A 22,544-nucleotide genomic window follows, 5' to 3' on the forward strand; every position below is an offset into this window, starting at 1 on the left:
TCTGCATCCGCGCAGCCGCCGGTTCTCGAATAACGCTGCAGATTCAACCGTGAGCTGAACGATCACGGACCGGTCGTGCGCGCCTCCGGCGTCGCACGTGCGATGCAAACCACAAGGGATTCTCCCATGAGAGTGATGAAGTTGGGCTCGGTCGCAGTCCTGATCTGCGCGTCCTTGCTGACCGCCTGCAGCGACAATGGTAATGACGAACGACGGCGCCCAGCGATCTCCTCGCCGGACTCGCCATTGACCATGGCGACGGTGGGCGTCGCTTTCTCTTCGACGTTCGTTGCGTCCGGCGACACGGTGATGTGGAGCGTGGCCTCGGGCTCATTGCCGCCGGGCCTGGCACTGAATGCCACGACGGGTGCATATGCCGGCACGCCGACGACCGCGGGGTCTTTCTCATTTACGATTGCTGCCACCAATAACTTCGGTGTGGCCAGCCGCCCCTACACGCAAGTCGTCGGCGCGCCACCGATCGACAGCAATGCATTGTTGTCGAACAACATGCTTGCGGCATTTCCCTCCGGATCGGCGGCGGGCTTCGATACACCCGTCACAATTGCCGGCCTGACCCCAGGCGACGTCCTGGTCAGCATCGATCGGCGCCCACAGAACGGCTTCCTGTATGGCCTCGGTTACAACGCGACCAATGGCACCGTTCAGCTTTACAGCATCTCCTCGCAGACCGCGATGGCCACGGCGGTCGGAGCAATCGGCACCGGCTTCGTTGCTGCCGATGGCGCGACGCCGGTCCGCATCGGCGCCAACGCGACCACGGTCTTTGGCATGGACTTCAATCCGACCGTCGATCGTGTGCGCGTCGTGAACAGCGCCGGTCAGAATTTCCGCATCAATCCCAACAACGGTGCGCTGGTGGACTTCGATGCGGTCACCGCGGGCGTGCAAATGGACGGCGCCATCAACGGCCCGACCATGAGCGTGCAGGAAACGGCGTATACAAACAGCGCGCAGAACGCCACTGTGACCACGCAGTACACGGTCGATCAAACGATCGACGCGCTGTGCATTCAGAATCCGCCGAACAATGGCACGCAGACCATGTGTCTGCCGCTATCGGTGCCGGTCGAAACGGTGCAAGGCTTCGATATTCCGTCGTCGGTGACAGTGGCTGCCTCGAACACAGCGGCAACTGGCCTGGGCACGGCTGTGGTGCGTGCCTCGGGTCGTATGCAGGATGAGCTGGTCAACGTCAATCTCTCGACGGGTGCGTTGACGACGCTAGGTCCGGTCACTCCGACCGGCATCATCGGCGTCGCGATCCAGAATACCGCGGCGATACCGCCGATGGTCGCGCTCTCCGCCGACGGCACGCAGCTGTTCCGGATTTCAGGCGCGGCATTGGGCTCCCCCGTGACCGTGACGATCTCAGGCATCACGCCCGGAGAAACATTGGTCGGCATCGACTACCGTCCGCAAACCGGACAGTTGTTCTCGTTTGGCGTGAATGCCATGGCGGATACCGGCACCGTCTACATCATCGATCCGCAAACCGGTGCGGCGAGTGTGGTCGGAATGGCAGGCTCGGTTGCGTTCGTCACGACCGCGGGTGTGCCTGTCGATCTGCCGCCGGTCAGCGCGGGCTATGGGTTCGACTTCAATCCCACGGTCGATCGCATTCGCATCGTCACTGGTACCGGGTTGAACTTCCGGCTCAATCCGGGCACCGGCGCGGGAGTGGACAGCGACACCACCGCCGCCGGCACCAATCCCGACGGTTCGATCAATGGACAGCCGGCGGGCTCGACGGGTGTGACCGCGGCCGCTTATACGAACAGCTTCGGTCAGTCGCTCACGGGTGGCGTGACGACGCAGTATGTGATCGACGCGGTCAGCAACTCGCTGTTCATCCAGAATCCGCCGAACAATGGCACGCTGACAGCGGCGCAGGCCATCACCTTGAATGGCGCCACGCTGGACTTCACCGAAGCGAATGGCTTCGACATTCCCGCAAACGTGCGAGTGGCGACTTCCGCATCGCCGGCGACGGGCTTGGGCTTTGCGGCCCTGACGGTGGGCGCCGGGACGCGCTTGTATTCGATCGATCTGAGTAATGGTCGCGCCACGGATCTGGGCGCGTTGCCGGCCGGTGTGAGCGGCCTGGCGGTGGGTCAGACTTCAGTCAAGTAAAGTTATCACTTCGGCAGCGACGGCGGTGACAGTCACCGCCGTCGCATCGCTCGTCAGTTGCTCGAGCTGTCGGTGGCCGGGGCGTCTTTACCGCCGCGGTCATGTTTGCCGAAGCCACGACCGGGGCCCGGGCCGAAACCGGGGCCACGCTCGTGCAGGGCGTCGAATTTCTTGAGCTGCGTTTCATCCAGCACCGCACTGAGCTTGGTGTGCAGTTCCTGTTTCGCCTGCTCACGCTTGGCCTTCATCTCATCGCGCGATGGGCGGGCGGTGCCGGCGGCACGCGCAGCTTCGAATTCAGAGCGCATCTGTTCGTGCTGTTCCTTCAGGATCTTCTCGACTTCGGTCTTCTGATACGCGTTCAGGTCGAGCAGCAGCGCCAGCCGGTCCATGTCCGGACCCGGGGCGACCCGCGCGGGCGCGGGAGTGGTCGCCGTCGTCGTGTCGGCGGCAAATGCCACGCCGCTGGCAAGCCAGGCAAGCGCAAGCAGGGTGACTTTGGTTTTCATCACAGTCTCTCCGTTAGGGGTGAAGTTGTGTCCTTTCGGCTCGAGACCTGAGAACACGCTTGCAGAATAAGTCGCCCGGAACGCCAGCGCGGTAATCAATAGTTACCAACTGTGAAGGGTATAAATCCTCGCTTGATCAGTGACTTGTGGCTTCGCGGGGCAGTATCAGCCGGGCCTCCAGGCCGCCCTCCTGACGATTGTGGAGAGAGAGTGAACCGCCATGCGCCTGGGCGATGTCCCGCGCGATGCTCAGGCCCAGACCGGTGCCGCCGGTGTCCCGGTTGCGCGATTGTTCGAGACGAAAGAAGGGCTCGAACACTTTCTCCAGCATGTCCTCGGGAATGCCCGGGCCTTCGTCCTGGACGCGCAGCACGAGCTTTGGACCGTCATCGATTTCGATGGTGGCGCGCACGCCGTGACGGATCGCGTTCTGTACCAGATTGCTCAGACAGCGCTTCAACGCGAGCGGTTTGGCGACGTAGGGCGCTCGTGCCGTGCCGACGACGGTGACTTCGCCGCCCAGTTCCTGATATTGCCGCTGCAGTTCCAGCGCGAGCGCATTGATGTCGACGGGTACTGCCGCTTCGTCGTCGTTCAGCCCGCGAAACACGCCGAGCGCGCCCCGGATCATGTTCGACATCTCATCCAGATCTTCCACCAGATGTTGGCGCAGCTGATCGTCGTCGATGGATTCGACACGCAGTCGCAGTCGAGTCAGCGGCGTGCGCAAGTCATGTGACATCGCGGCCAGCACTCGAGTGCGGCTGTCGAGATAGCGCCGCAAGCGCTCCTGCATGGCGTTGAATGCTCTCGTGGCACGACGAATTTCTCGTGCGCCGCTTTCCTTCAATGGCGTTCCGGTCGCGCCACGGCCGACGGCGTCGGCAGCGCGAGCGAGATCGCCGAGCGGACGAGTGATCGTGCGAGCCACTGCATAGAGCACGATGCCCAGCGCCAGAGCGAGGAAGCCGAGCTCGAAGAAAATCTGTCGCGGCAAACGAGGGCCCAGGCGAGGCGCGATGGTGCGAAAGACCGCTTTGTCGCCATCCGGCAAGGTCACGGTGACGTCGAAGACCCGATCACGACGCGGCATCATGTTCGGTGGCGGCGGACCGGGCGGCGGCTCGTTCTGACGGAAGATGAACAGCGGAATGACTTCACCGCGACGGGCTCGCGGCGGACCGGTCGATACTTTGTATTGCGAGCCGAGCTGACGTTGCAGGTGAGCGGCGTACTGACGTTCCAGCGCGGCCTGCTCTGCATCCTGCATGCGTGGAGGAGGCGGGCGAACGTCGTCGGGTGAGATGCGCTGCTCGCGCAGTTTCAGACGCGCATCGTCGCGCGCTTCCATCGACAGTCCCGCCAGGTACTGGCTCGTTTCGGCGATGGTGTTCGCCGAGCTGCCAGCGCCGCTGTCGAGCAGCGCCAACTCGCGCCGCTCGCGCACGATCAGCAGAATGAACACGATCAGCATGGCGCCGATCACCGCCACTGTTGCCAGGAACAGGCGTCCAAACAGCGTGTCCGGCAGCAGCGGACGGGCCATTATTCCTGCTCGACGGGCACGCCCATCACATAGCCTTCGCCGTAGATCGTCTTGATGATTTTTGGCGAGCGCGCGTCGTCGCGCAGGACCTGACGCAGCCGGCTGATGCGTACGTCGACGCTGCGATCGAAGGGATCGATGTCACGGCCACGCAGCAGTTCCATCAGCTGCGAGCGCGACAGCACTCTCGTGGGATGTGCCAGCAGAATGGAGAGCAGGCGAAACTCGGCGCCGCTGAGCGCGTGCTGAGAGCCGTCGACATGCGTGAGGGAACGGGCAGTGACATCGAGTTGCCAGTCGCCGAAGCGATAGATGTTCACCGTGCTCTGCACGGGATCGCGCGGCATGTGCGCCGTCCGTCGCAGGATGGCTTTGATTCTTCCCACCAGCTCGCGCGGACTGAACGGCTTCGACAGGTAATCGTCGGCGCCGACCTCCAGGCCCACGACCCGGTCGATTTCCTCGCCCAGCGCGGTGAGCATCAGAATCGGAATCTGGGACTGGGCGCGCAGCTCGCGGGTGAGTTTCAGCCCGTCTTCGCCCGGCAGCATCAGGTCGAGCACGATCAGGTCGACGTGCGATTGCTCGAGCGCGCGGCGCATGGCTTTGCCATCGGCCACCGCGGTGGCGCGATAACCGTTCTTCTGCAGGTAATCGCCCAGCAGCGTGCGTATTTCGCGATCGTCGTCGACGATCAGGATATGGCGAGAGTCGGTCATGGGATCACGTCGGGGGCCCGATTCGCATCATGACCAATGACTGCTGAACGCGCCCGCGATTATTGTAACCAAGTGTTGCGCCGGAGCGAGCCGCAACAGTGCGTAACTATTAATGACGCGTGATCCGGGCATCCTGCCCGGCCCCGCGTGGCGAGTCGGCAAAAGGCGTGACTTTTGCCTCTCGCCCGCCGCCCATGGCGGCGGGTACATCCATGTACCTGGGGTGGTAGTAGTTGATTTGGGTTTATTCAGGCGTGGCCGACGTTACGCAGTTCGTCGTTGACGGGCGGATCCGGGCGCTCCTGGGGAATCGTCTTGCCGTCGTAGGGCATGACGCGATCGCGGCCGGCGGCCTTGGCTCGATACAGCGCCGCGTCGGCATGCGCCAATAGCTGCCGCAGTTCGTAACCCGACACCTCGGTCGACGTGACTCCGAAACTGCTGGACACCTGGCAGCGCTCGCCTTGGTAAGTCAGATCGATCGCATGCAACGCCACGCGCAGTCGCTCGGCGCGTTGTTTCGCATCCTCCAGGCCGCAGCCCGGCAGCACGACGCCAAACTCTTCACCGCCGACGCGTCCGAAAATGTCACTGACGCGCAAATGACTCTGACAGGCGATTACCGCCTGGCGCAGCACATGATCGCCGGCGGCATGACCGAACCGATCGTTGATGGCTTTGAAATGATCCAGGTCGCACAGGACCACGCTGGCCTGCTGTTGCGACTTGCGCGCGGTCTCGAGCACGGTTTCGGCGAGCTGGATGAAACGCGGCCGGTTGGAGATGCCGGTCAAGCCGTCCACTTGCGACAGCTTCATGAAATGCAGCTGCGAGCGCTTGGTGCGATAAGCCCACAGCGCGATGAACACCACGACCAGCATCAGCAGCGCGATATACAGCCGGCTGGTCTCGGCGGCCTTGCCGTCGAGCTGGCGCTGCAGCTGCAGCAGTTTGTTTTCCTGATTGAGCGCTTCGAGCTGCGACTTGGTCGACATCGTGTTCGATTTCACGCGCTCGTAGGCGAGCTGGCGCGCGGTTACGTCGTCGAGATAAGCCTTATCCGCGGCGGCGGATTTCTTCAAATAAGCGATGGCGTTGGCAATGTCGCCATGTTTCTCCGCTTCTTCGTAGAGCACGCGATAAGCGCCGATCAGCGGCGGCGTGAATTGATCCTTGACGGCATGGTCGACGGCACGCAGCGCCATGCGCTGCGCGTTGACTCCCGAACCGCGCAGCTGATATGCGCGGGCCATCAACGATTCCCACTCCGAGATACCGCGCGGATAGCGCGATTGCTCGACCTCGCTATAGTGTTTCTCGAGCACGTCGATGGCGTCGTCGTAACGCTGCTCGCGAAGGAGCAGATGAGCCTGCGTGGTGCGGATGGCGTTGGCGGCCAGCGATTCGCCCTGTTGCAAACAGGCGTTGATGGCGGCCGGCAGCGAAGGATCGTCCGCCTTGATCCGCTTGCTCTTGCACATGGCGTCGAGACGGATCTGCTCGCCCCGGCACACGCCGCGGCCACGCGCATTTTCCTTGACGACCAGCTGGGCGTAGTGAATGCCCAGATCGTACTCGCCCACCAGCGTATAGAGATCGGCGGCGACGGACATGCCCTGCAGGCGGGCGTCCTTGTCGGTCACCTCGGGCAATTTGTTCAACAGCTTGTTGAGTTGCAGGAACGCGCCTTCGTACTGCGTGGACAAGGCGCGGACATTCGTGGCGGTCGACCCGGCACGGAATTGCAATGTCGGATCGCTCGCGCTGTCGACGAGCGACTCCAGCAAGGGAATGGCTTTGGCGTAGTCGCCGGAATAAGCGAAGCGCCAGCCTTGCAGGTACTGCAGGTGTTCGCGCTGTTGCGCCGACAGCTCGCCGAGCTGCGCGTGCAGTTGATCGATCAGCCGGGTGAATTCGACGGGATCGACGCTCTTGATCGCGTCCGCCCGTTGCAACATGGCGGCAACCTCTTCGGCATCGGCCGCCGCGAGCAGGGGCTCGCCCGCGAACAGGCAAAGAGAGGCGATTCCGCCCAACAGCCAACGCCGGGCGGAATCCTTGCTGACACGTCGTTGCTCAGCTCGCCCGGGCGACACGGTTATCGGCACCTGCCAGGGCCGACGAGTGGACACGCTTGTCATCCTCGGGCTCGTCTTCCTCGGGTTCCTCGTCCTGGGGCGCGTGGACGAGGCAGCAGACATTGTGGCTGGCGCCGAGCAGCTCCTCGAGCTGACGGGGGCGCTGCTGCACGATGGCTGCCTGCACGGCCGGCGCGACGCCCGCCTGTGCCAGTTCCTGCGCCAACTGCTCGCCGGTCAGCGATTGCAGCCGCGAGCTCTGACCCATTCTCTCCAACAGATCCACGACATTGGACACGATGCGCTCCTCCTTTCCCCGATTGTTTGTTGGGTACGACCGCTGCCCCGTGCAGCAGGAGTTGTAACAAGCCTAGGACAATCGCCGCGGGCGGGCTCTCGAACGATCCACAGAAAAACTGACGCCGGCGGTGACAGCCCGACTTAACAGAATTATGCCTGTTTCGAAGCCAACGAGGCGGACAGAAAGGGAGAGTCGGCGCGGTCCTACCGCGCATTCCAAAAGGCGGAGGGTGGCGACCACGATCCGCGCTGAACCGACCAGGCATTCCCTTGCCCATCCGCGGCCTGGCCACGGCGTGCAAAGCCTACGCTAAGCACAGCCCGCTGCACAGCCAGATGGTCGGTGGCGAACTGCACCCATAATTCATCCACCGGCAACTGTGCGAACACTTGCTGGATCAGCCCGGTGAAGCCCTCCTTGGAATAGCCTTTGGCGCGCGCCGCCTCGACGAACATCACGCCGGCCTGCACGCTGCGCTCGCTGGCGTCCAGGTCTTGCAGGCTGCAAATTCCGACATCCGTTTGTGACGCCTTTTCCACCACGGTAAGAAACAGCCGCTCGATGGGCCGGCGTTGCATACCGGCGAGCGCGCTTCGAAAACTTCGGGCGGCACGTTCGGGCGCGAGCGGCGCACCAATGAAACGCATGGTCTCGGCGTCCGTATACAGATGCTCATACAGGGGCGCGTCGTCGGCGACGATGGGGCGCATGCGCAGCCGGGCCGTCTCGACTGGAAATACGTGCACGGTGCCGTCGCTCAGCCTTGAGCGGCCAGCCCCAGATCGCGATCGAGCGCGGACAGACGCTCGCGAGTGTGATGATCGGGTTGCAATGGTTGTGCCGGCGGAATCACCAAGGTGAAGTGCATGTCCGCCTCGGCCGCGGGCAATTCGCCCAGCGGCACGCGAATGATCCTGGGGCGGAAAGTGGGCAACGTCGCCGCCTGATACAGGATCACTTCATGGTCCAGGGGATAGTCGCGACTCAAAACATCGACCAGCACCTGTCGATACGCGGCGCCGGTGGAAAAACGGGTCAACGACTGATCGCCCGACAGCCCCACCTGCCACAGAATCAGATACGCGGCGGTATCCAGTCGCCGCCGGTTGAACATGAACTGACTGGCTTCGTAATGCTGGCAGCCGTACTTGCCGGGATCGAAGCCCAGGTCGGCATACATGCAATCGGCCGCCGATACGCCCGGCTCCATGTGCGCGCAGTAACCCTCGCTGCGCGCGATCTCGATGGCCTTGTGCGTCGGCCAGGCGAACACGCCAGGATGACCGTAGAAAGCGGCGCATACGCGTTTGCCTGCGCGGACTTCAGTCAGCATGGTGTCCACCATCTCGCGGTAGGTGTCCATGCGCGACTTCCCTTCGCGATACAGCGTCTGCAGGCTGCGCACGTCGCTGTTCATGCGTGCGATCCACATCTCGATGATGCCGTCGGACAGCCCGGTGAACACCACGTCGGCGTTCTGAATGTAATCGCGCGCCAGCGGAGTGAGGTGCGCTCCCAGGGTCATGCCGATCCCGACGCACACCAAACTTCCTGCTGGTTTCATGAGGGTTGCTCTGAGGTTTATTTTGCGTCGGGCTGGACTTCCGGCCGGGCGCTGTCGAATGCGGGCAACGATTCCAGGTGCGTGGCGATGGCGACCAGGGTCGGGAACGGCGTGAGGTCGCAGTTGAAACGCCGCGCGTTATACATCTGCGGCACCAGGCACACGTCGGCCAGCGACAGACTGTCACCGAAGCAATGGCGACGCGCGCTGGAATGTTTCGCGACCTGCAGCTCCAGCCCTCGGAAACCCTCACCGATCCAATGTCGATACCAGGTATTCACGCCGTCGTCGTTCTGTGCCAGATCCTGTCGCAGGTAGTTCAGCACGCGGAGGTTGTTCAGTGGATGAATGTCGCAGGCGATCGCGAGCGCCATCGATCGCACCTGCGCGCGCGCCAGCGGATCGGCTGGCAGCAGCGGCGGCTGCGGATGCAGATCATTGAGGTATTCAATGATGGCGAGCGATTGTGAGAGCACCGTGCCGTCGACTTCGAGCGCCGGAATCAGGCCTTGCGGATTTACGGCCAGATAGTCGGCCGCGCGTTGCTCATTCTTGATCAGCGCTTTGGAAACGTAGTCGCAGGTGAGTCCCTTGAGATTCAGCGCGATGCGCACCCGGAATGCCGCCGAGCTGCGAAAGTAGTTGTAGAGCTTCATGCCAGAGTCACTTTGAGCGTTTCCAGGCCGTCGACGCCGCCTTCCAGCGCGTCGTTCGACTTGATAGCCGCGACCCCCGCGGGAGTGCCGGTGTAGATGAGATCGCCGGGCGCGAGCTCGAACAGCGTGGACAGCTCGGCGACGATTTCCGCCACGTTCCAGATCATGTCGGCAATCGCGCCCTGCTGGCGCAATGCGCCGTTCACCTTGAGCCAGATCCTGCTGTCATCGAGCTTCACGTCGCCGGCGGGCGTGATGGCGGTGATCGGCGCCGAACGATCGAAGCCTTTGGCGGTGTCCCACGGACGACCTTTGTCCTTGGCTTCCGCCTGCAGGTCACGACGCGTCAGATCGAGGCCGACGGCGTAACCGAAGACATGCGACATTGCTTGCGAGATGCCGATGTTCGCGCCGCCGGTGCCGATCGCGACCACCAGCTCGATCTCGTGATGCAGATCGGAGGTGCGCGACGGGAACGGGATGCGCGCGCCGTTTTCGACGATGGCGTCGGCGGGCTTGGTGAAGAAGAACGGTGCTTCACGCTCCGGATCTTTGCCCATCTCCCGCGCGTGCGCCGCGTAGTTGCGACCCACGCAATAAATGCGATGCACGGGAAAGCGCTCGGTGCGCCCGACGACGGCGACGGCGGGGGGCGCCGGCGGCTGGAAAACGAAGGACATAGCTGGCAGCCGAAAAGTTTCGGGCCGCTAGGATACTCCGACGATCATTTGCTCCACCACCCAGCGCTTGAGCAAGCCGGCGGCCTGCGCGGGCACAGCCTCGGCGTCGTGCCAGTTGCACAGCACGTCGCAGAGCATTTCGAACGAGCCGCCGCCACGCATGACTGCCAATGCCGCGCTCTCGTCCGGCGACAGTGAGCGGTACTGAGTCTTGAGCTGTTCGCGCCAGATCAGCCACGACTGCGGCTGCTCGAGGGCGACGGGTTCGGGCGGCGGCTCATCCGCCGATAGCGCTTTGAACAATAGCGGCGCGTTGGTGTGCATCGCCAGCACTTGCACCGTCGGATGAAACTGAAACGTCAGCGACGGCCATTGCTCGGGTGCGACGGCGGCCAGCGCCTCGATGCCAACGGCTTGGGCATCTGCGCCATCGAAAGCGGCGGCGATGGCCCATTCCCAGGCGGCCAGCCCGGCCAGCCAGGGTTGATCGGGAAACAATTTCGTCAGCAGTGCCGGCAACTGGTCGCCGAACCAGCGAATCGATGGATGGCTCGACGGGCACAGCTCGATGTACTCGCTCGCCACCGCGGCGAACTGTTCTTCGCCGAGCAGCTGTTGCAGGCGGGGCAGCGTGCTCGCCAGCGCGTCGGTCAGGCGCAGTCGATACGCTTCGGAATAGATGCTCAGGCGTAGTGTCGCGGGCACGGCCGCTGAGCCATCGACCGCATCGACGATGCGGTCGTGACCATGCATGACGTGGCGCTGAAAATCCCGCTGCAGTTCGGCCAGCGAGTGCGCGTCGGATTGAGCACTCATGCGGCGGACTTCGACTTCTGAGCTGACGTCGTGATGTCGCGCGCGCGGGCCAGCTCCGCCAGCAACACGTCCAGCTCGGGAATGTTGTCGTCGCGCTCGATCATGGTCGATACCGGGCCGAAGCGCTCGACGGCAGCGTGAAACAACTCCCACACCGCTTCGCAGACCGGTTCGTCGTGCGTGTCGATGAGATAGTCGCCCATGTTGCGATGGCCGGCGAGATGGAACTGCTGAACGCGCTCCACCGGGATGCCGCGCAGATACGTCATCGGATCGAAATTGTGATTCACGCTGCTGACGTAGACGTTGTTCACATCGAGCAGCAGGTGACAATCGGCGCGCTCGGCGATTTCGCGCAGGAATTCCCACTCGGTCAGGTCCGAGCGGCTGAAGTTCACGTAGCTCGACACGTTTTCCAGCACCAGCCGGCGGCCGAGCCGTTCCTGAACGGCGGCGATGCGCGAAACCACGTGGTTCAGCGTGGGCTCGGTGAAGGGCAGCGGCATCAGGTCGTGCAGGTTCACGCCGTCGACGCCGGTCCAGCACAGATGATCGGAAATCCAGGCCGGCTCGACGCGGTCGGCCAGCGCTTTCACCTCGCGCAGGTACGTTTCATTGAGCGGGTCGGTGCTGCCGATGGACAGCGACACGCCATGGAGCACGATCGGGTACTCGGTGCGCAGCCGTTCCAGATAATGCAGCGGCTTGCCGCCGGGGAGCAGATAGTTCTCGGTCAGCGCTTCGAGCCAGCCGACGCTGCCTTTGCGCTCGCCGAGCAGGGCGTCGTAGTGAATCGGGCGGACGCCGAGCCCGAAGCCGAGCGACGGATGAGGGGACGATTTGGGCACTGAACACTCGTGGGCTGATCAGGAAACGGCGCGGTGAGCCGACGCAAGACCGCGCCGCCCTGACCCTATCAGACCGGGCCTGGAGCTGAATTATTTCTTCAGCTTGGCCTTGGCGGCGTCGCAGTCGGCCTTGCTCAGCATCAGGAATCCCGTGCCCTTGCAGGCATTCTTGCCGGCGCAGGAATTGGCCGAGGTGGCACAGGCGGTCGTGCCCTTGCACGAGTTCACGCCTTCGCATTTCACCTTGGCTTCATCCGCCGCGTTGGCGGCGGTCAGCGGCGCGGTGCTGAACATGACAGCGGCCGCCGTCGCCAGAGCCAGAGTAGAGAATTTCTTGCCGTGGGTCATCGATGCCATTCCTCACTGGAAAAGTGCGCTTCGAAGGCGAAGCGCTGGATTATACGCAGTGGGCCGGCAATCGGATTCACCGGCGCGGCTGTCATGAACCGGCAATAAAAAGGGGCGGGTGATTGCGCACCCGCCCCTGTTTTCCGCTACGCGGATCGGTGGAGTCAACCGCCCTTGCGGATCTCCAGCGCGTCCTTGACGCTCTTCACGCCGTCGGTGTCCCGGGCCAGTTGCAGCGCTCGCGTCCGGGCCTGGTCGTTCTCGACGAAGCCGCTCAGCTGCACCGTGCCCTTGAACGTCTCGACGTTGATCTGATGCGCCTTGGTCACCGGATCCTCGATGAGCTTGGCCTTGACCTTCGCCGTGACGACACCGTCGTCGATTGCCTGGCCGGTCGATTGCTGCGTCGGGGTCGACGAGCAGGCGACGACGGTCGAGGCCATGATTGCGGCCAACACCAGTGCCGCCGTGGATTGCCGTGCCATATTCCCTCGCTCCTGAACTGACTTCAGTTCTGGTTTCGTTGTGACTCTAGCTGTTAACCGGCGCCATCGCGACGGGCTTCAGCCGCGCGCTTGGCGTTGTCCAGATCCGCATCGGCGCGGTCCTTACAGTCCTTCTGGGCATTGCCTTGCAGGGCCTCGCACTTCTCGACAGCGATCTTGTGCGTGGCTTCGGCGCGCGCTACAGCGACTTTGAAATCGCCCTGCGCAGCAGTCTCGCTGGCATCACGGGCCTGATCGGCGACATCGTTCGGGTCGTGATCCGCCTGTGCATCGGCCACGTCCTTCTGCGCATCCGCCATCTTCTCCTGCGCATCGGCCTGCGCGTCGGTCACGTCCCGTTGCGCTTCTGCCCGCGCATCGGCAACGTCGTGCTGAACTTCAGCGGGCGACTCTGCTTTGTTGCAGCCCGCCAGCGCCAGGCCGGCTGCGGCGATCATGAAATAGATATTGGTTTTGGTCATCTCACTATCCTCGTCTGTGACCTCATGGTCTGTTGACTAAGTAACCACTCACGGGCCGGCTGAATCCTCCTGCGGAAGGACCGGTTCGTTGTGGAATTCGCGTCGATAACGTGCCGATGCAATGCAAGGTTCCTCGCACACCGCCGGGCCGCGGCGGTTTGCAATTGTGAGCATGGGCAGGGCTGGGTGCGTCGGCCACGGCTGACGAAGGAACCCAGAAATGTTCACAGTCGTTGCTGGTCACAGCTTTGAGCGCACAGGAGTTCATGGGCGACGTCACTCATTCGCCGAATGCATCGTTGAGCACACCGCCGGCCGCGACCGGGGGCGTGCCGCTGCACGTGCGCATCGTGATCGTGATCTCGATCGCGCTGCTGGTGGTCAACGCCACCTTGCTGGTCATCAATGTCGGCGCAACCATCGATTCGCATGCTCAATACGCGCGCTCGTACGAGATCAAGCGCTCGCTCAGCACGTTTCAATCGGTGATCACGGCGGCGGAATCGGGCCAGCGCGGCTATTTGCTGACCGGTCAGACCGGATATCTCGAGCCATATTACGTAGCGATGCGCAGCTGGCGCAGCGAGCTGGAGAAGCTGCGCACCCTGACCGGCGATAACGCCGCCCGGCAAAAAGATATTGCCGACCTGGAGAATCTCACCGCCGCGGCGGTCAGTCGCCTGAAGGCGACAATCAGCAGCAGTCCGCAACCTGGCCCGAACGGAACGGCGGACGTTGCAGGTACCGAGCGCGCGACTACCACGATGGATCGGGTGCGAGGCATCGTCGATCGCATGATGGCCGAGGAAGACGCGCGCATCGAAGCGTTGCGTCGTGAAGTGTTGCGCGACTTGCTGGTCGCGGGCGGGCTGGCGTTACTGACGACGGTCGTGACGGTCGCCGTGCTGATTGGCCTGAACAAGCTGCTTCGTAAGTATGTGCGCGATCGCGAGACCGCCGAGAACGCCATGCTCGAGGCGAATCAGGTCCTGAACGAGCAGGTCGAGCAGCGCACCTCGGAGCTGACCGAGCTGTCCCAGCACTTGATCCGCGTCTCCGAAGAGGAGAAGGCCAAGCTCGCGCGCGAGCTGCATGACACGCTCGGCAGCAATCTCACCGCGATCAATATGGACTTGAACTGGGTGCAACGCCGCTTGCCCGAAGCCGCGCGCGAGGTGAAGGAACGTCTGCAACGGGCGCTGAAGATGTTGAGCGAGACCGTCGAGCTCAAGCACGAGGTCATCGAGGGTCTGCGGCCGAGCCATCTGGACAATCTGGGGCTCGCCTTCGCCATGCGCTCGCATTGTCGCGAGTTCACCCGTCGCACCGGCATTCCGTGCGAGTTGGACGTGCAGGAGGACTTCGACGACCTGGATCCGGCCTGGTCGATCGCGTTCTATCGGATCGCGCAGGAGTCCCTGACCAACATTGCCAAGCACGCGCAGGCAAGCAAGGTGCGCGTGATCCTGGCGCGCGAGGACGGCGGCATCCGTTTGCGAATCATCGACGACGGCGTCGGGGTCGCGGAGGAGTCGCTGAGCAAGCCCAAGTCGCACGGCATCGTGGGCATGCGGGAACGAATGCGTCTGATGGGAGGGCGCTTCCAGATCCGGAAGCCGGATGAAGGCACCGGGACCATCGTCGAAGCCTTCATTCCAGCCACCAATGCGACGGCGCTGTCGGCGTGAAGGCGCGCTTTTGCCCCAAAGGGGTGCCATTCCGGGTGGATGTCAATACGTAAGAAACGTCTGACGGTACGAACTTCACTTTGTTGGGAACTTTTCCTTCCCCTGAGGCAGTTGTGATCCATCGGGCCAATGAGTGTAAAGCTGACCGTCAGGAGCGAGCGCATGGAGAATCACGTCGAACGAGCGACCCATAACGAGCATCGTGCCAACTACGCGGGCGATGACCAGGATTCGGGCGAGGAATCAGGGGTGGGTAGCGAGCGCAACCTAGCGCCGGCGCCTGTGGCATTACGCATCCCGGTCGGCACCAATCTGGCCGACGTGGAGCGCTGGATGATATTCGCGACGCTGCAGAAATGCGGGGGAAACAAGACCCGCGCAGCGGCGTTGCTGGGGGTGAGTCTGAAGACTTTGTACAACCGCCTCAACGCATACCGCGCGCAAGGCCTGGCCATGGATCAGGGCCTGAATGACGCTCAGGACGTGGCCATCACCACCCTGCAGGGGGGCGACCTCCGTGAAGCAATGACCGAGGTACCACAGCGATGTTGAATCCAACCGAATTAGGCTCTCGGGAGAACGAGGCCAGGGACGTGTTGCAAGCGATGCACACGCCAATCCGCGTCTTGATCGTGGACGATCACGCCATCCTCCGCGCCGGTGTGCGCGAGATGCTGGCGGAGGAGCAGGATCTCCAGGTCGTTGCGGAAGCCGGCTCCGCCGAGGATGCGCTTCAACAGTTGCGCAATGGCTTGCAGGTCGATGTCGTGGTCCTCGACATCACGCTGCCGGGCCAGAGCGGCATCGATCTGTTGAAGCAATTGAAACGCGATCAGCCGGAGCTGGCGATCCTGGTGCTGAGCATGCACCCGGAACGCAGCTTCGCGGTCCGCTTGATGCGGGCCGGCGCGAATGGCTATGTGCCGAAGATGATCGTGCCTGAGGAGCTGGTGAAGGCCGTGCGAGCGGTCGGCACCGGGCGCCGCTACATCACGCCGCTGGTGGCCGAGCTGTTGGCCTCCGAGTGCGCGGCCGATGAAGAGGGCCCGATGCACAACCGGCTGTCGGAGCGCGAGCTGCAGGTGTTCACGCGCATCGCGCGCGGTGTTTCGCCGGCGGTCATGGCCAACGAGCTGGGCCTGAGCGTGAAGACCGTGAGCACGTATCGGGCGCGCATTCTGGAGAAGATGGGAATGCGCAGTAACGCCGAGATCGCGGCGTACGCCGTCCGCAACCAACTGGTGGAATGAGACAGTTGGATCATGACTGCCGGGGCCGAGCTGACGATCTATATCGTCGAGGATTCGCCGGCGGTCATGGAGCGGCTGGTGGAAGCCGTCGGTGACATTCCGAATGCCAAGGTGGTGGGCAGCGCCGATGCAGTCGCTGCCGCGCTCGAAGGCATGCGGTTGTCGCAGCCGCGCGTGCTGATACTCGATATCCAGTTGCGCGGCGGCAGCGGCTTCCAGGTGTTGAAGCAACTACGCGCCAGCGCTAGTCGACCCGAGGCTGTCATCGTAGTTACGAATCATCCATCCGATGATTACCGGATTGCGAGCCGCGAGTGCGGCGCCGATCATTTCTTCGACAAGGCTTCGGAGTTTCACAAAGTCAGAGAGGTGCTGTTGCAGATCGACGCTGCCTGAGCAAATCCGTAATCGCCGAAAATTTACGCAGCTGAATCACGGAACATACTCAGGATCCTGCGCGAGCGCTCGTGCGTTGTGACTCAACTGAACTGAATCGAACCCTGCGCAACTCGTTACATGGACCTCCCCAGGACGATGGGGGCACCCGCTGAGAACCCATCGGACACCATGCTGACGGCTGCGCACTTCAAAGGCCGCGCCCCAAAAAGCGCGGCCTTCTTTTCTTCAGCGGTCGCGATCTTCGTGGCTGATATTGCGGCTCCACTCGGCGCGGCTGCGCGAGGAGTCGTACTCGACCGCCGTCTCTGAATGAGTGCTGCGACATTCGTCCTGCCAACGCACGACGACGTAGCGCCCCGTGCGCAACTGCCACACGTCGCCTCGCAAATCCACGTCGCTGTCCTTGAGTCGGACCGGATCGCCGATACGCAAGCTGTTGCGCATCGTCTCGCTCATCTCACTGCTCATGATGTCTCCTTACTCACCGCTATCGGCACGAGCAGTGCAGTAGGGTAGGGGCATCGATGTTGATGTTCGACTAGGGGAAAGCAGTAAGTCCCCAATTCGTGCGGGGATTGAGCATTACGTCACGTGGCGGGCAGGCCGCGCATGTGAGCGAGGTCACAGATCGCGGGCCGGGCGGTTTTGACAATATTCGTTGTCGCGCTAATTATCGCGAATCGGTCCACCAGCCCATGAATTCCTCGAAGCTGATCGAGCCGTCGCCGTCGGTGTCGGTGAGCTCGAATGCCAGCAGGCATTCATCTTCGGACAGATCCTGATCCAGCGCGCGTAACAGTACGCTGAATTCCTGATTCACGATCCAGCCGTCGCTATTGGTGTCGCAGGCGTCGAAGCTTTGTTTCAGCGGGCCGAGGTCCTCGGCATCCACGTCGACGTCTTTGATCCGATCCAGATCGGCCATGGCGCGTTCATCCTTAACTGCGTGTGGGTTGTCGAGCGCGCGCGATCTTACTTCACCGTGTAAAATTTCTCCGCAAAGAAATCGCCATTCGCCCAGCGAGGCGCGCCAGCCGCGTTCGCCACGCTCAAGGCGATCCGCAAATCGACGCGGGCCAGGTCGGCGGCGGTCGGGTAATCAATCGGTAACATCAGATCGTCGCTGGGCTGGTGATAGTGCGTGGACAGATACTGCCGGCGCAGTTCATCCAAATCGACACTCGGGTTCTTCGGTTGATAACCGGCGCTCAGCACCAGTGCCGGAATGCCGCGACGAATGAACGAGAACTGATCGCTGCGGATGAATTTGACCTGCTCGGGGGCGGCGTCGGCGCTCAGTCGATAGCCCTGCGCGGCCACGGCCTGTCGCGCCGCCGTTCCCATGGACGAATGCTGTGCGCCCAACGCCACGAAATCGAACACCGGCGTAAACGTCAGCGGCATGTCGACGTTGATGTTCGCGACCAGTCTCTTTTCCTGGGTCTGTGCCTGGCGCGCGAAGAAGTCGGAGCCGAGCAGGCCTTTCTCTTCGGCGGTCACGGCCGCGAAGATCACTGAGCGCCGCGGCTTCGCGTTCGACGCGTACAGCGCGCGTGCGATCTCCAGCATGACGCCGATGCCAACGGCGTTGTCATGCGCGCCGTTGTAGACGGCGTCGCCATTCACCGCCGTCCCGCGACCGAGATGATCGAGATGCGCGGTGATGACGACGTATTCATTTTTCAGCTGCGGGTCGGAGCCAGGCAGCATGCCGACGACGTTCGCGCTCTCGGTCTTGCGCAGGCCGGTGGTCGCCGACAGCGTCATCATGCCGGGCAACTCGAAGCCTTGCGGCGTGCCTTCTTCGGACGCTGCCAGCGCGGTGGGGAAACTGCTCTGCGCTGTCTCGAACAGCTGCGCGGCCGCGTCGTGATTGAAACGAAAGCGCAGTTTCAGCGACGGGAAGGCGTTTTGCGGCTGGCCGGTCTCATCGAGCCAGCGCATTTGAGGAATCCAGCTCATGGCGACGCGACGTTCCCAAGGCGTGCGCTTGGTGTCCGCGCTCGAGTCGATGGTGATCACGCCGACGGCGCCGCGGTCCACCAGTGTTGAAAGCTTGCGTTCTTCCCATGAGTAGTACGCGCGCTTCTCGTTGGGGAATTTGGCCGGTGCGCCGCTGAAGATCACGGCGATGCGACCTTTCACGTCGATGTTCTCGAAGTCGTCGTACTCGAGCTCGGGCGCCGAGATGCCGAAGCCCGCGAACATCATCGGTGCACTGAGGGTGGAGCTGGCCGAGGAGAAGTCGGCGCTCGGCAGATAATGGGTGCCGTACTCGAACGTGTACGTATCGTTGCCGCGAACCAGCTCGGCGGAGGAGCCCGGCAGCACTGGCGTCGCTTCCAGCAGCGGCACCTTTTGCAGATAGCTCTTGTCGTCGCCAGCGGGCTGCAGGCCGGCCTGGCGGAACTGCGACGTCACATACGCGGCGGCGATGTCGTAACCGCGCGAAGCGGTGGCGCGACCCTCCAGCAAATCGGCGGCAAGAAATTCAACGTGACTGCGAATGGCGTCGGGCTGGACCTCGCTCCACGGGCCGCGCTCGGCCGCATGCAGCGAGCCGGCGGCGATGAAAAACAGCAGCGTTCCAGGCAATCCGCGCATGATGTCTCGTGAGAAGGGACGACGGGCGCAACAGTATCACCGACGCAAGGATTTCGCTGGCGCTCCCGGGTTCATCCGTTATTCAGTGCCTGGCACTTAGCGTCGAGCTTAGGCATTCTTCAGGCGGTATCGTTATGAACCGCATGCAAGTCTTCAAATCGACCATCCTTCGGGCGCCACGCCCGCATGTGATCGCCGCCGAGGGTGCTCGGGTCGTTGCGGCTCGACTTGCATTCCCGGCGCTCTGTTTATCGCTGGCTGCAGCGAGCCTCACACTGCAAGGGTGCGCCGTGCCGCAGCCCTACGTGTCGCCAACGCCTACCAACTCGACGGTCCGCCCGCCGGTCGCGCCCGCGACCACGGTGGGTAATGAAGTGGCAATTCGTGCGATCTCGCTGCTGGGGGCGCCGTATGAGTGGGGTGGCAATGGACCGACTACGTTCGATTGCAGCGGGCTGGTGCGATTCATCCACGACCAGCTGGGAATATTCGCGCCGCGAACCGCGGCCGAACAGTACTCCGCCGCGACGCCGGTCCCGCTGAATGAGCTCGAGCCGGGAGATCTGCTGTTCTTCCGGATCAAAGGCCGCATCTCGCACGTGGCGATCTACACAGGTGAAGGCCGCTTCGTGCACGCCCCCCAGACGGGGCGACCGGTCGAGCTACGAATGCTCGACGACGATTTCTACCGCCCGCGCCTGGCCGGCGCGGGGCGGCTGTTCTGAGACCGCAGCCAATAAATAGTTTGTCGGCGACGGCTGCCGTGCCTATCCGGCGCCGGGCTGGCTCATAACGCAGCCACGGAGAGAGCTTTGCCGGCACCGCCCGCGAGGCGGGCTCAGCCGCGCGGCTGTATCCGAGAGTTGGTTGGCGAGAGCGACCGCGCCTGGACGGCGCGGCGCTCTTGTTTCGGAGCGGTGAGTTATTCCGCCTTCTTCTTTTTCTTCTTAGCTGGCGCCTTTGCCTCGGCAGCAGCCGGCGCAGCCGCTGACTGCTGAGCGGCGGCGAGTTCGGCAGCGGGGCGATTCATGCGCTCACGAACCAAACTCTCCACCACACTCGGATCCGCCAGCGTCGAGATATCGCCCAATTGATCGTGCTCGTTCGCCGCGATCTTGCGCAGGATCCGGCGCATGATCTTGCCCGAGCGGGTCTTGGGCAATCCCGGTGCCCACTGAATCAAATCCGGCGTCGCGATCGGAGAGATCTCTTTACGCACCCAGTCGCGCAACTCGGTGCGCAGCGCCTCGCTCGGCTGAGCATCGGCGATCAAAGTCACATAGACATAAATGCCCTGGCCTTTGATGTCGTGCGGATATCCCACCGCCGCGGCTTCCGCGACCTTGTGATGCGCGACCAGCGCGCTCTCGATTTCCGCCGTGCCCAGGCGATGGCCGGCGATGTTCAACACGTCGTCGACGCGGCCCGTGATCCAGTAATAACCGTCTTCGTCGCGCCGTGCGCCGTCGCCGGTGAAATAACGGCCCGGGAACGTTTTGAAATAGGTGTCGATGAAGCGCTGATGATCGCCGAACACCGTGCGCATCTGGCCCGGCCAGCTGTCGGTGAGCACCAGATTGCCCTCGCACGCACCTTCGATGGTGTTGCCTTCGTTGTCGACGATGGCCGGCTTCACACCGAAGAACGGCAGCGTCGCCGAGCCCGGCTTCTGATCGATCGCGCCGGGCAACGGTGCAATCAACGAGCCGCCGGTTTCCGTTTGCCACCACGTATCGACGATGGGGCAGCGGCCGTCGCCGACCACGCGGTGATACCACTCCCACGCCTCCGGATTGATCGGCTCGCCCACCGTACCGAGCAGGCGGATCGAGCTGCGCGACCATTCCTTCACCGGTTCATCGCCTTCACGCATGAGCGCGCGAATCGCAGTCGGAGCGGTATAGAACAAGGTGACTTTGTGCTTGTCGACGGACTGCCAGAAGCGTCCGCTGTCCGGATAGTTCGGCACGCCTTCGAACATCACCGTGGTCGCGCCGTTCGCGAGCGGGCCGTACACGACGTAGCTGTGACCGGTGACCCAGCCCACATCGGCGGTACACCAGAAGACGTCGTCTTCGCGCAGATCGAAGATCAGTTCGTGCGTCATCGACACATACACCAGATAGCCGCCGGTCGTGTGCAACACGCCCTTGGGCTTGCCGGTCGAGCCGGACGTATAAAGAATGAATAGCGGATCTTCCGCATCCATCACTTCCGGTGCGCATTCCTTCGGCTGCGAATTGACGACATCGTCGAACCAACGATCGCGCGCCTGATACATCGGCACGCGAATGCCCGTGCGCCTCACCACCAACACATGCTTGACGCACTCGGTGTTCGGCATCGTCAGCGCCAGATCGACGTTGGTCTTCATCGGCACGCGCTTGCCGCCGCGCAGGCCTTCGTCCGCGGTGATCACGACGCTCGAACCGCAGTCGGCGATGCGGCCCGCGAGCGAGTCGGCGGAGAAGCCGCCGAACACCACCGAATGAATCGCACCGATGCGCGTGCAGGCGAGCATCGCGACCGCCGCTTCGGGAATCATCGGCATGTAGATCGTGACCCGATCGCCCTTCTTCACGCCGAGCGACTTCAGCGCATTGGCGCACTGACAGACGCGCTCGTACAACTGACGATAGGTGATGCGCTCGGACAGCTTCGGATCGTCGCCTTCCCAAATGATGGCGGTCTTGTCGCCGCGCTTGGTGAGATGCCGGTCGAGGCAGTTGGCCGAGACGTTGAGCTTGCCGTCGTAGTACCAGCGGATCCGGAAATCGTGCTCGTCGAAGCTGGTGTCCTTCACCTTCGCGTACGGCTGGATCCAGTCGAGGCGGCGACCGATGCGCGCCCAGAAGCTGTTCGGATCGCGTACCGACTCCTGATACAAGCGCTGATAGTCGGCCAGCCGCAGATGCGCGAGCGCGGCGAAGTCCTCGGGAACTTTATATATTTTCTGGCTCATGGAAACCGCCGACTCAGTGGCGTGGTGGCAGATTGGCTAATGCGGCACGGATTTTTTCGGCGTGCTGGGCCAGCACGCCCTGGTCGGCCCAGTCCCGGTTGTGACCGCGGATTTCCTTGCCGTCGTAACACGGCAGGATATGGAAATGAATATGGAACACGGTCTGGCCGGCGGCCGGCTCGTTGAATTGAATAATGCGCATGCCGTCGGGCTGGAACGCCTGCTGCACGCCTTTCGCGACGTGTTGAGTGGCCTTGATCAGATCGGCGAGCGCGGCCGGTGCGATGTCGAAAAAATTGCGCGATTCGACTTTCGGAATCACCAGCGTGTGGCCGTCCGACTGCGGCATGGCGTCCATGAAGGACAGCGCCGTCGCGTCCTCGTAAACCTTGAACGACGGAATCTCGCCGCGCAGGATTTTCGCAAACACATTGTTCTGGTCGTACATCGCGCCT

At 62.9% G+C, this 22,544-nt stretch carries 24 protein-coding genes and 1 pseudogene; 6 read left to right on the top strand and 19 right to left on the bottom strand.

Annotation, left to right across the window (positions count from 1 at the left end):
• Positions 1-126: 126 nt before the first annotated feature.
• A complete protein-coding gene (locus EKO19_RS31395) occupies positions 127-2,154 on the top strand; it encodes a DUF4394 domain-containing protein (RefSeq protein WP_175597257.1) in 2,028 nt (675 codons plus the stop codon).
• 53 nt (positions 2,155-2,207) lie between these two features.
• Here the strand turns inward: EKO19_RS31395 and EKO19_RS31400 are convergent, their stop codons facing one another.
• From EKO19_RS31400 to EKO19_RS31460, 14 genes are all read right to left on the bottom strand, one after another.
• A complete protein-coding gene (locus tag EKO19_RS31400; RefSeq protein ID WP_129781380.1) occupies positions 2,208-2,663 on the bottom strand; it encodes a hypothetical protein in 456 nt (151 codons plus the stop codon).
• 136 nt (positions 2,664-2,799) lie between these two features.
• On the bottom strand, positions 2,800-4,209 hold the full coding sequence (locus EKO19_RS31405; protein WP_129781381.1) for an ATP-binding protein: 1,410 nt from the start codon (positions 4,207-4,209) through the stop codon (positions 2,800-2,802).
• Entirely contained in the window at positions 4,209-4,928 is a 720-nt protein-coding gene (locus EKO19_RS31410) for a response regulator (protein WP_129781382.1), read from the bottom strand. Before EKO19_RS31410 ends, EKO19_RS31405 begins: the two co-directional genes overlap by 1 nt.
• A gap of 248 nt (positions 4,929-5,176) precedes the next feature.
• Positions 5,177-7,060, bottom strand: a complete 1,884-nt coding sequence (locus EKO19_RS31415; RefSeq protein WP_157995526.1) for a GGDEF domain-containing protein — start codon at positions 7,058-7,060, stop codon at positions 5,177-5,179.
• The gene (locus EKO19_RS38490) at positions 7,005-7,304 is read right to left on the bottom strand and encodes a hypothetical protein (RefSeq protein ID WP_157995527.1); all 300 of its coding nucleotides are present in this window, start codon (positions 7,302-7,304) and stop codon (positions 7,005-7,007) included. The genes EKO19_RS31415 and EKO19_RS38490 overlap by 56 nt, the downstream gene beginning before the upstream one ends.
• A gap of 206 nt (positions 7,305-7,510) precedes the next feature.
• The gene (locus EKO19_RS31420) at positions 7,511-8,053 is read right to left on the bottom strand and encodes a GNAT family N-acetyltransferase (RefSeq protein ID WP_129781384.1); all 543 of its coding nucleotides are present in this window, start codon (positions 8,051-8,053) and stop codon (positions 7,511-7,513) included.
• An 11-nt stretch (positions 8,054-8,064) separates the two neighbouring features.
• Positions 8,065-8,871, bottom strand: coding sequence for an SAM-dependent methyltransferase (locus EKO19_RS31425; protein ID WP_129781385.1), 807 nt, complete (start codon positions 8,869-8,871; stop codon positions 8,065-8,067).
• Positions 8,872-8,888: 17 nt separating this feature from the next.
• A complete protein-coding gene (maiA, locus tag EKO19_RS31430; RefSeq protein ID WP_129781386.1) occupies positions 8,889-9,527 on the bottom strand; it encodes a maleylacetoacetate isomerase in 639 nt (212 codons plus the stop codon).
• Positions 9,524-10,207: a fumarylacetoacetate hydrolase family protein gene (locus tag EKO19_RS31435; protein ID WP_129781387.1), complete on the bottom strand. Its 684-nt coding sequence runs from the start codon at positions 10,205-10,207 to the stop codon at positions 9,524-9,526. The genes maiA and EKO19_RS31435 overlap by 4 nt, the downstream gene beginning before the upstream one ends.
• A gap of 27 nt (positions 10,208-10,234) precedes the next feature.
• Positions 10,235-11,023, bottom strand: a complete 789-nt coding sequence (locus EKO19_RS31440; RefSeq protein WP_129781388.1) for an HvfC/BufC N-terminal domain-containing protein — start codon at positions 11,021-11,023, stop codon at positions 10,235-10,237.
• Entirely contained in the window at positions 11,020-11,871 is an 852-nt protein-coding gene (gene bufB / locus EKO19_RS31445; protein WP_129781389.1) for an MNIO family bufferin maturase, read from the bottom strand. Before bufB ends, EKO19_RS31440 begins: the two co-directional genes overlap by 4 nt.
• Before the next feature lie 90 nt (positions 11,872-11,961).
• Complete coding sequence (gene bufA2 / locus EKO19_RS31450; RefSeq protein ID WP_129781668.1) at positions 11,962-12,219, bottom strand: BufA2 family periplasmic bufferin-type metallophore; 258 nt, start codon at positions 12,217-12,219, stop codon at positions 11,962-11,964.
• A 164-nt stretch (positions 12,220-12,383) separates the two neighbouring features.
• Entirely contained in the window at positions 12,384-12,704 is a 321-nt protein-coding gene (locus EKO19_RS31455; protein WP_129781390.1) for a BON domain-containing protein, read from the bottom strand.
• 53 nt (positions 12,705-12,757) lie between these two features.
• Positions 12,758-13,186 carry a hypothetical protein gene (locus EKO19_RS31460; protein WP_129781391.1) on the bottom strand — a complete coding sequence of 143 codons (429 nt, stop codon included), beginning with the start codon at positions 13,184-13,186 and terminating at the stop codon, positions 12,758-12,760.
• Between the two features lie 266 nt (positions 13,187-13,452).
• Between EKO19_RS31460 and EKO19_RS31465 the strand changes: the two genes are divergently transcribed.
• The 4 genes from EKO19_RS31465 (at position 13,453) to EKO19_RS31480 (ending at position 16,520) form a co-directional block, all read left to right on the top strand.
• Positions 13,453-14,874, top strand: coding sequence for a CHASE3 domain-containing protein (locus EKO19_RS31465; RefSeq protein ID WP_129781392.1), 1,422 nt, complete (start codon positions 13,453-13,455; stop codon positions 14,872-14,874).
• Between the two features lie 162 nt (positions 14,875-15,036).
• Complete coding sequence (locus tag EKO19_RS31470; RefSeq protein WP_217705739.1) at positions 15,037-15,426, top strand: helix-turn-helix domain-containing protein; 390 nt, start codon at positions 15,037-15,039, stop codon at positions 15,424-15,426.
• A gap of 53 nt (positions 15,427-15,479) precedes the next feature.
• A complete protein-coding gene (locus EKO19_RS31475; RefSeq protein WP_116807151.1) occupies positions 15,480-16,124 on the top strand; it encodes a response regulator in 645 nt (214 codons plus the stop codon).
• 12 nt (positions 16,125-16,136) lie between these two features.
• Positions 16,137-16,520, top strand: a complete 384-nt coding sequence (locus EKO19_RS31480) for a LytR/AlgR family response regulator transcription factor (RefSeq protein WP_129781394.1) — start codon at positions 16,137-16,139, stop codon at positions 16,518-16,520.
• 228 nt (positions 16,521-16,748) lie between these two features.
• Here the strand turns inward: EKO19_RS31480 and EKO19_RS31485 are convergent, their stop codons facing one another.
• From EKO19_RS31485 to EKO19_RS31495, 3 genes are all read right to left on the bottom strand, one after another.
• Positions 16,749-16,991 (bottom strand): hypothetical protein, encoded by a 243-nt coding sequence (locus tag EKO19_RS31485; RefSeq protein ID WP_129781395.1) that lies wholly within the window; start codon positions 16,989-16,991, stop codon positions 16,749-16,751.
• A 202-nt stretch (positions 16,992-17,193) separates the two neighbouring features.
• Positions 17,194-17,448, bottom strand: coding sequence for an EF-hand domain-containing protein (locus tag EKO19_RS31490; protein ID WP_129781396.1), 255 nt, complete (start codon positions 17,446-17,448; stop codon positions 17,194-17,196).
• Positions 17,449-17,495: 47 nt separating this feature from the next.
• The gene (locus EKO19_RS31495; RefSeq protein ID WP_129781397.1) at positions 17,496-19,127 is read right to left on the bottom strand and encodes a M28 family metallopeptidase; all 1,632 of its coding nucleotides are present in this window, start codon (positions 19,125-19,127) and stop codon (positions 17,496-17,498) included.
• Between the two features lie 143 nt (positions 19,128-19,270).
• On the opposite strand from EKO19_RS31495, the gene EKO19_RS31500 reads away from it, so the two are divergent.
• Complete coding sequence (locus EKO19_RS31500) at positions 19,271-19,852, top strand: C40 family peptidase (protein WP_157995528.1); 582 nt, start codon at positions 19,271-19,273, stop codon at positions 19,850-19,852.
• 296 nt (positions 19,853-20,148) lie between these two features.
• Here the strand turns inward: EKO19_RS31500 and acs are convergent.
• Positions 20,149-22,122 (bottom strand): annotated as a pseudogene (acs, locus tag EKO19_RS31505) (acetate--CoA ligase); the annotation flags it as partial.
• The gene (locus EKO19_RS31510; protein WP_129781400.1) at positions 22,103-22,537 is read right to left on the bottom strand and encodes an HIT family protein; all 435 of its coding nucleotides are present in this window, start codon (positions 22,535-22,537) and stop codon (positions 22,103-22,105) included. The gene EKO19_RS31510 and the pseudogene acs, both read right to left, overlap by 20 nt.
• Positions 22,538-22,544: the final 7 nt, after the last annotated feature.

This window comes from Peristeroidobacter soli (genome assembly GCF_004138485.1).
In the GTDB taxonomy this organism is placed as follows: Bacteria; Pseudomonadota; Gammaproteobacteria; order Steroidobacterales; family Steroidobacteraceae; genus Steroidobacter; species Steroidobacter soli.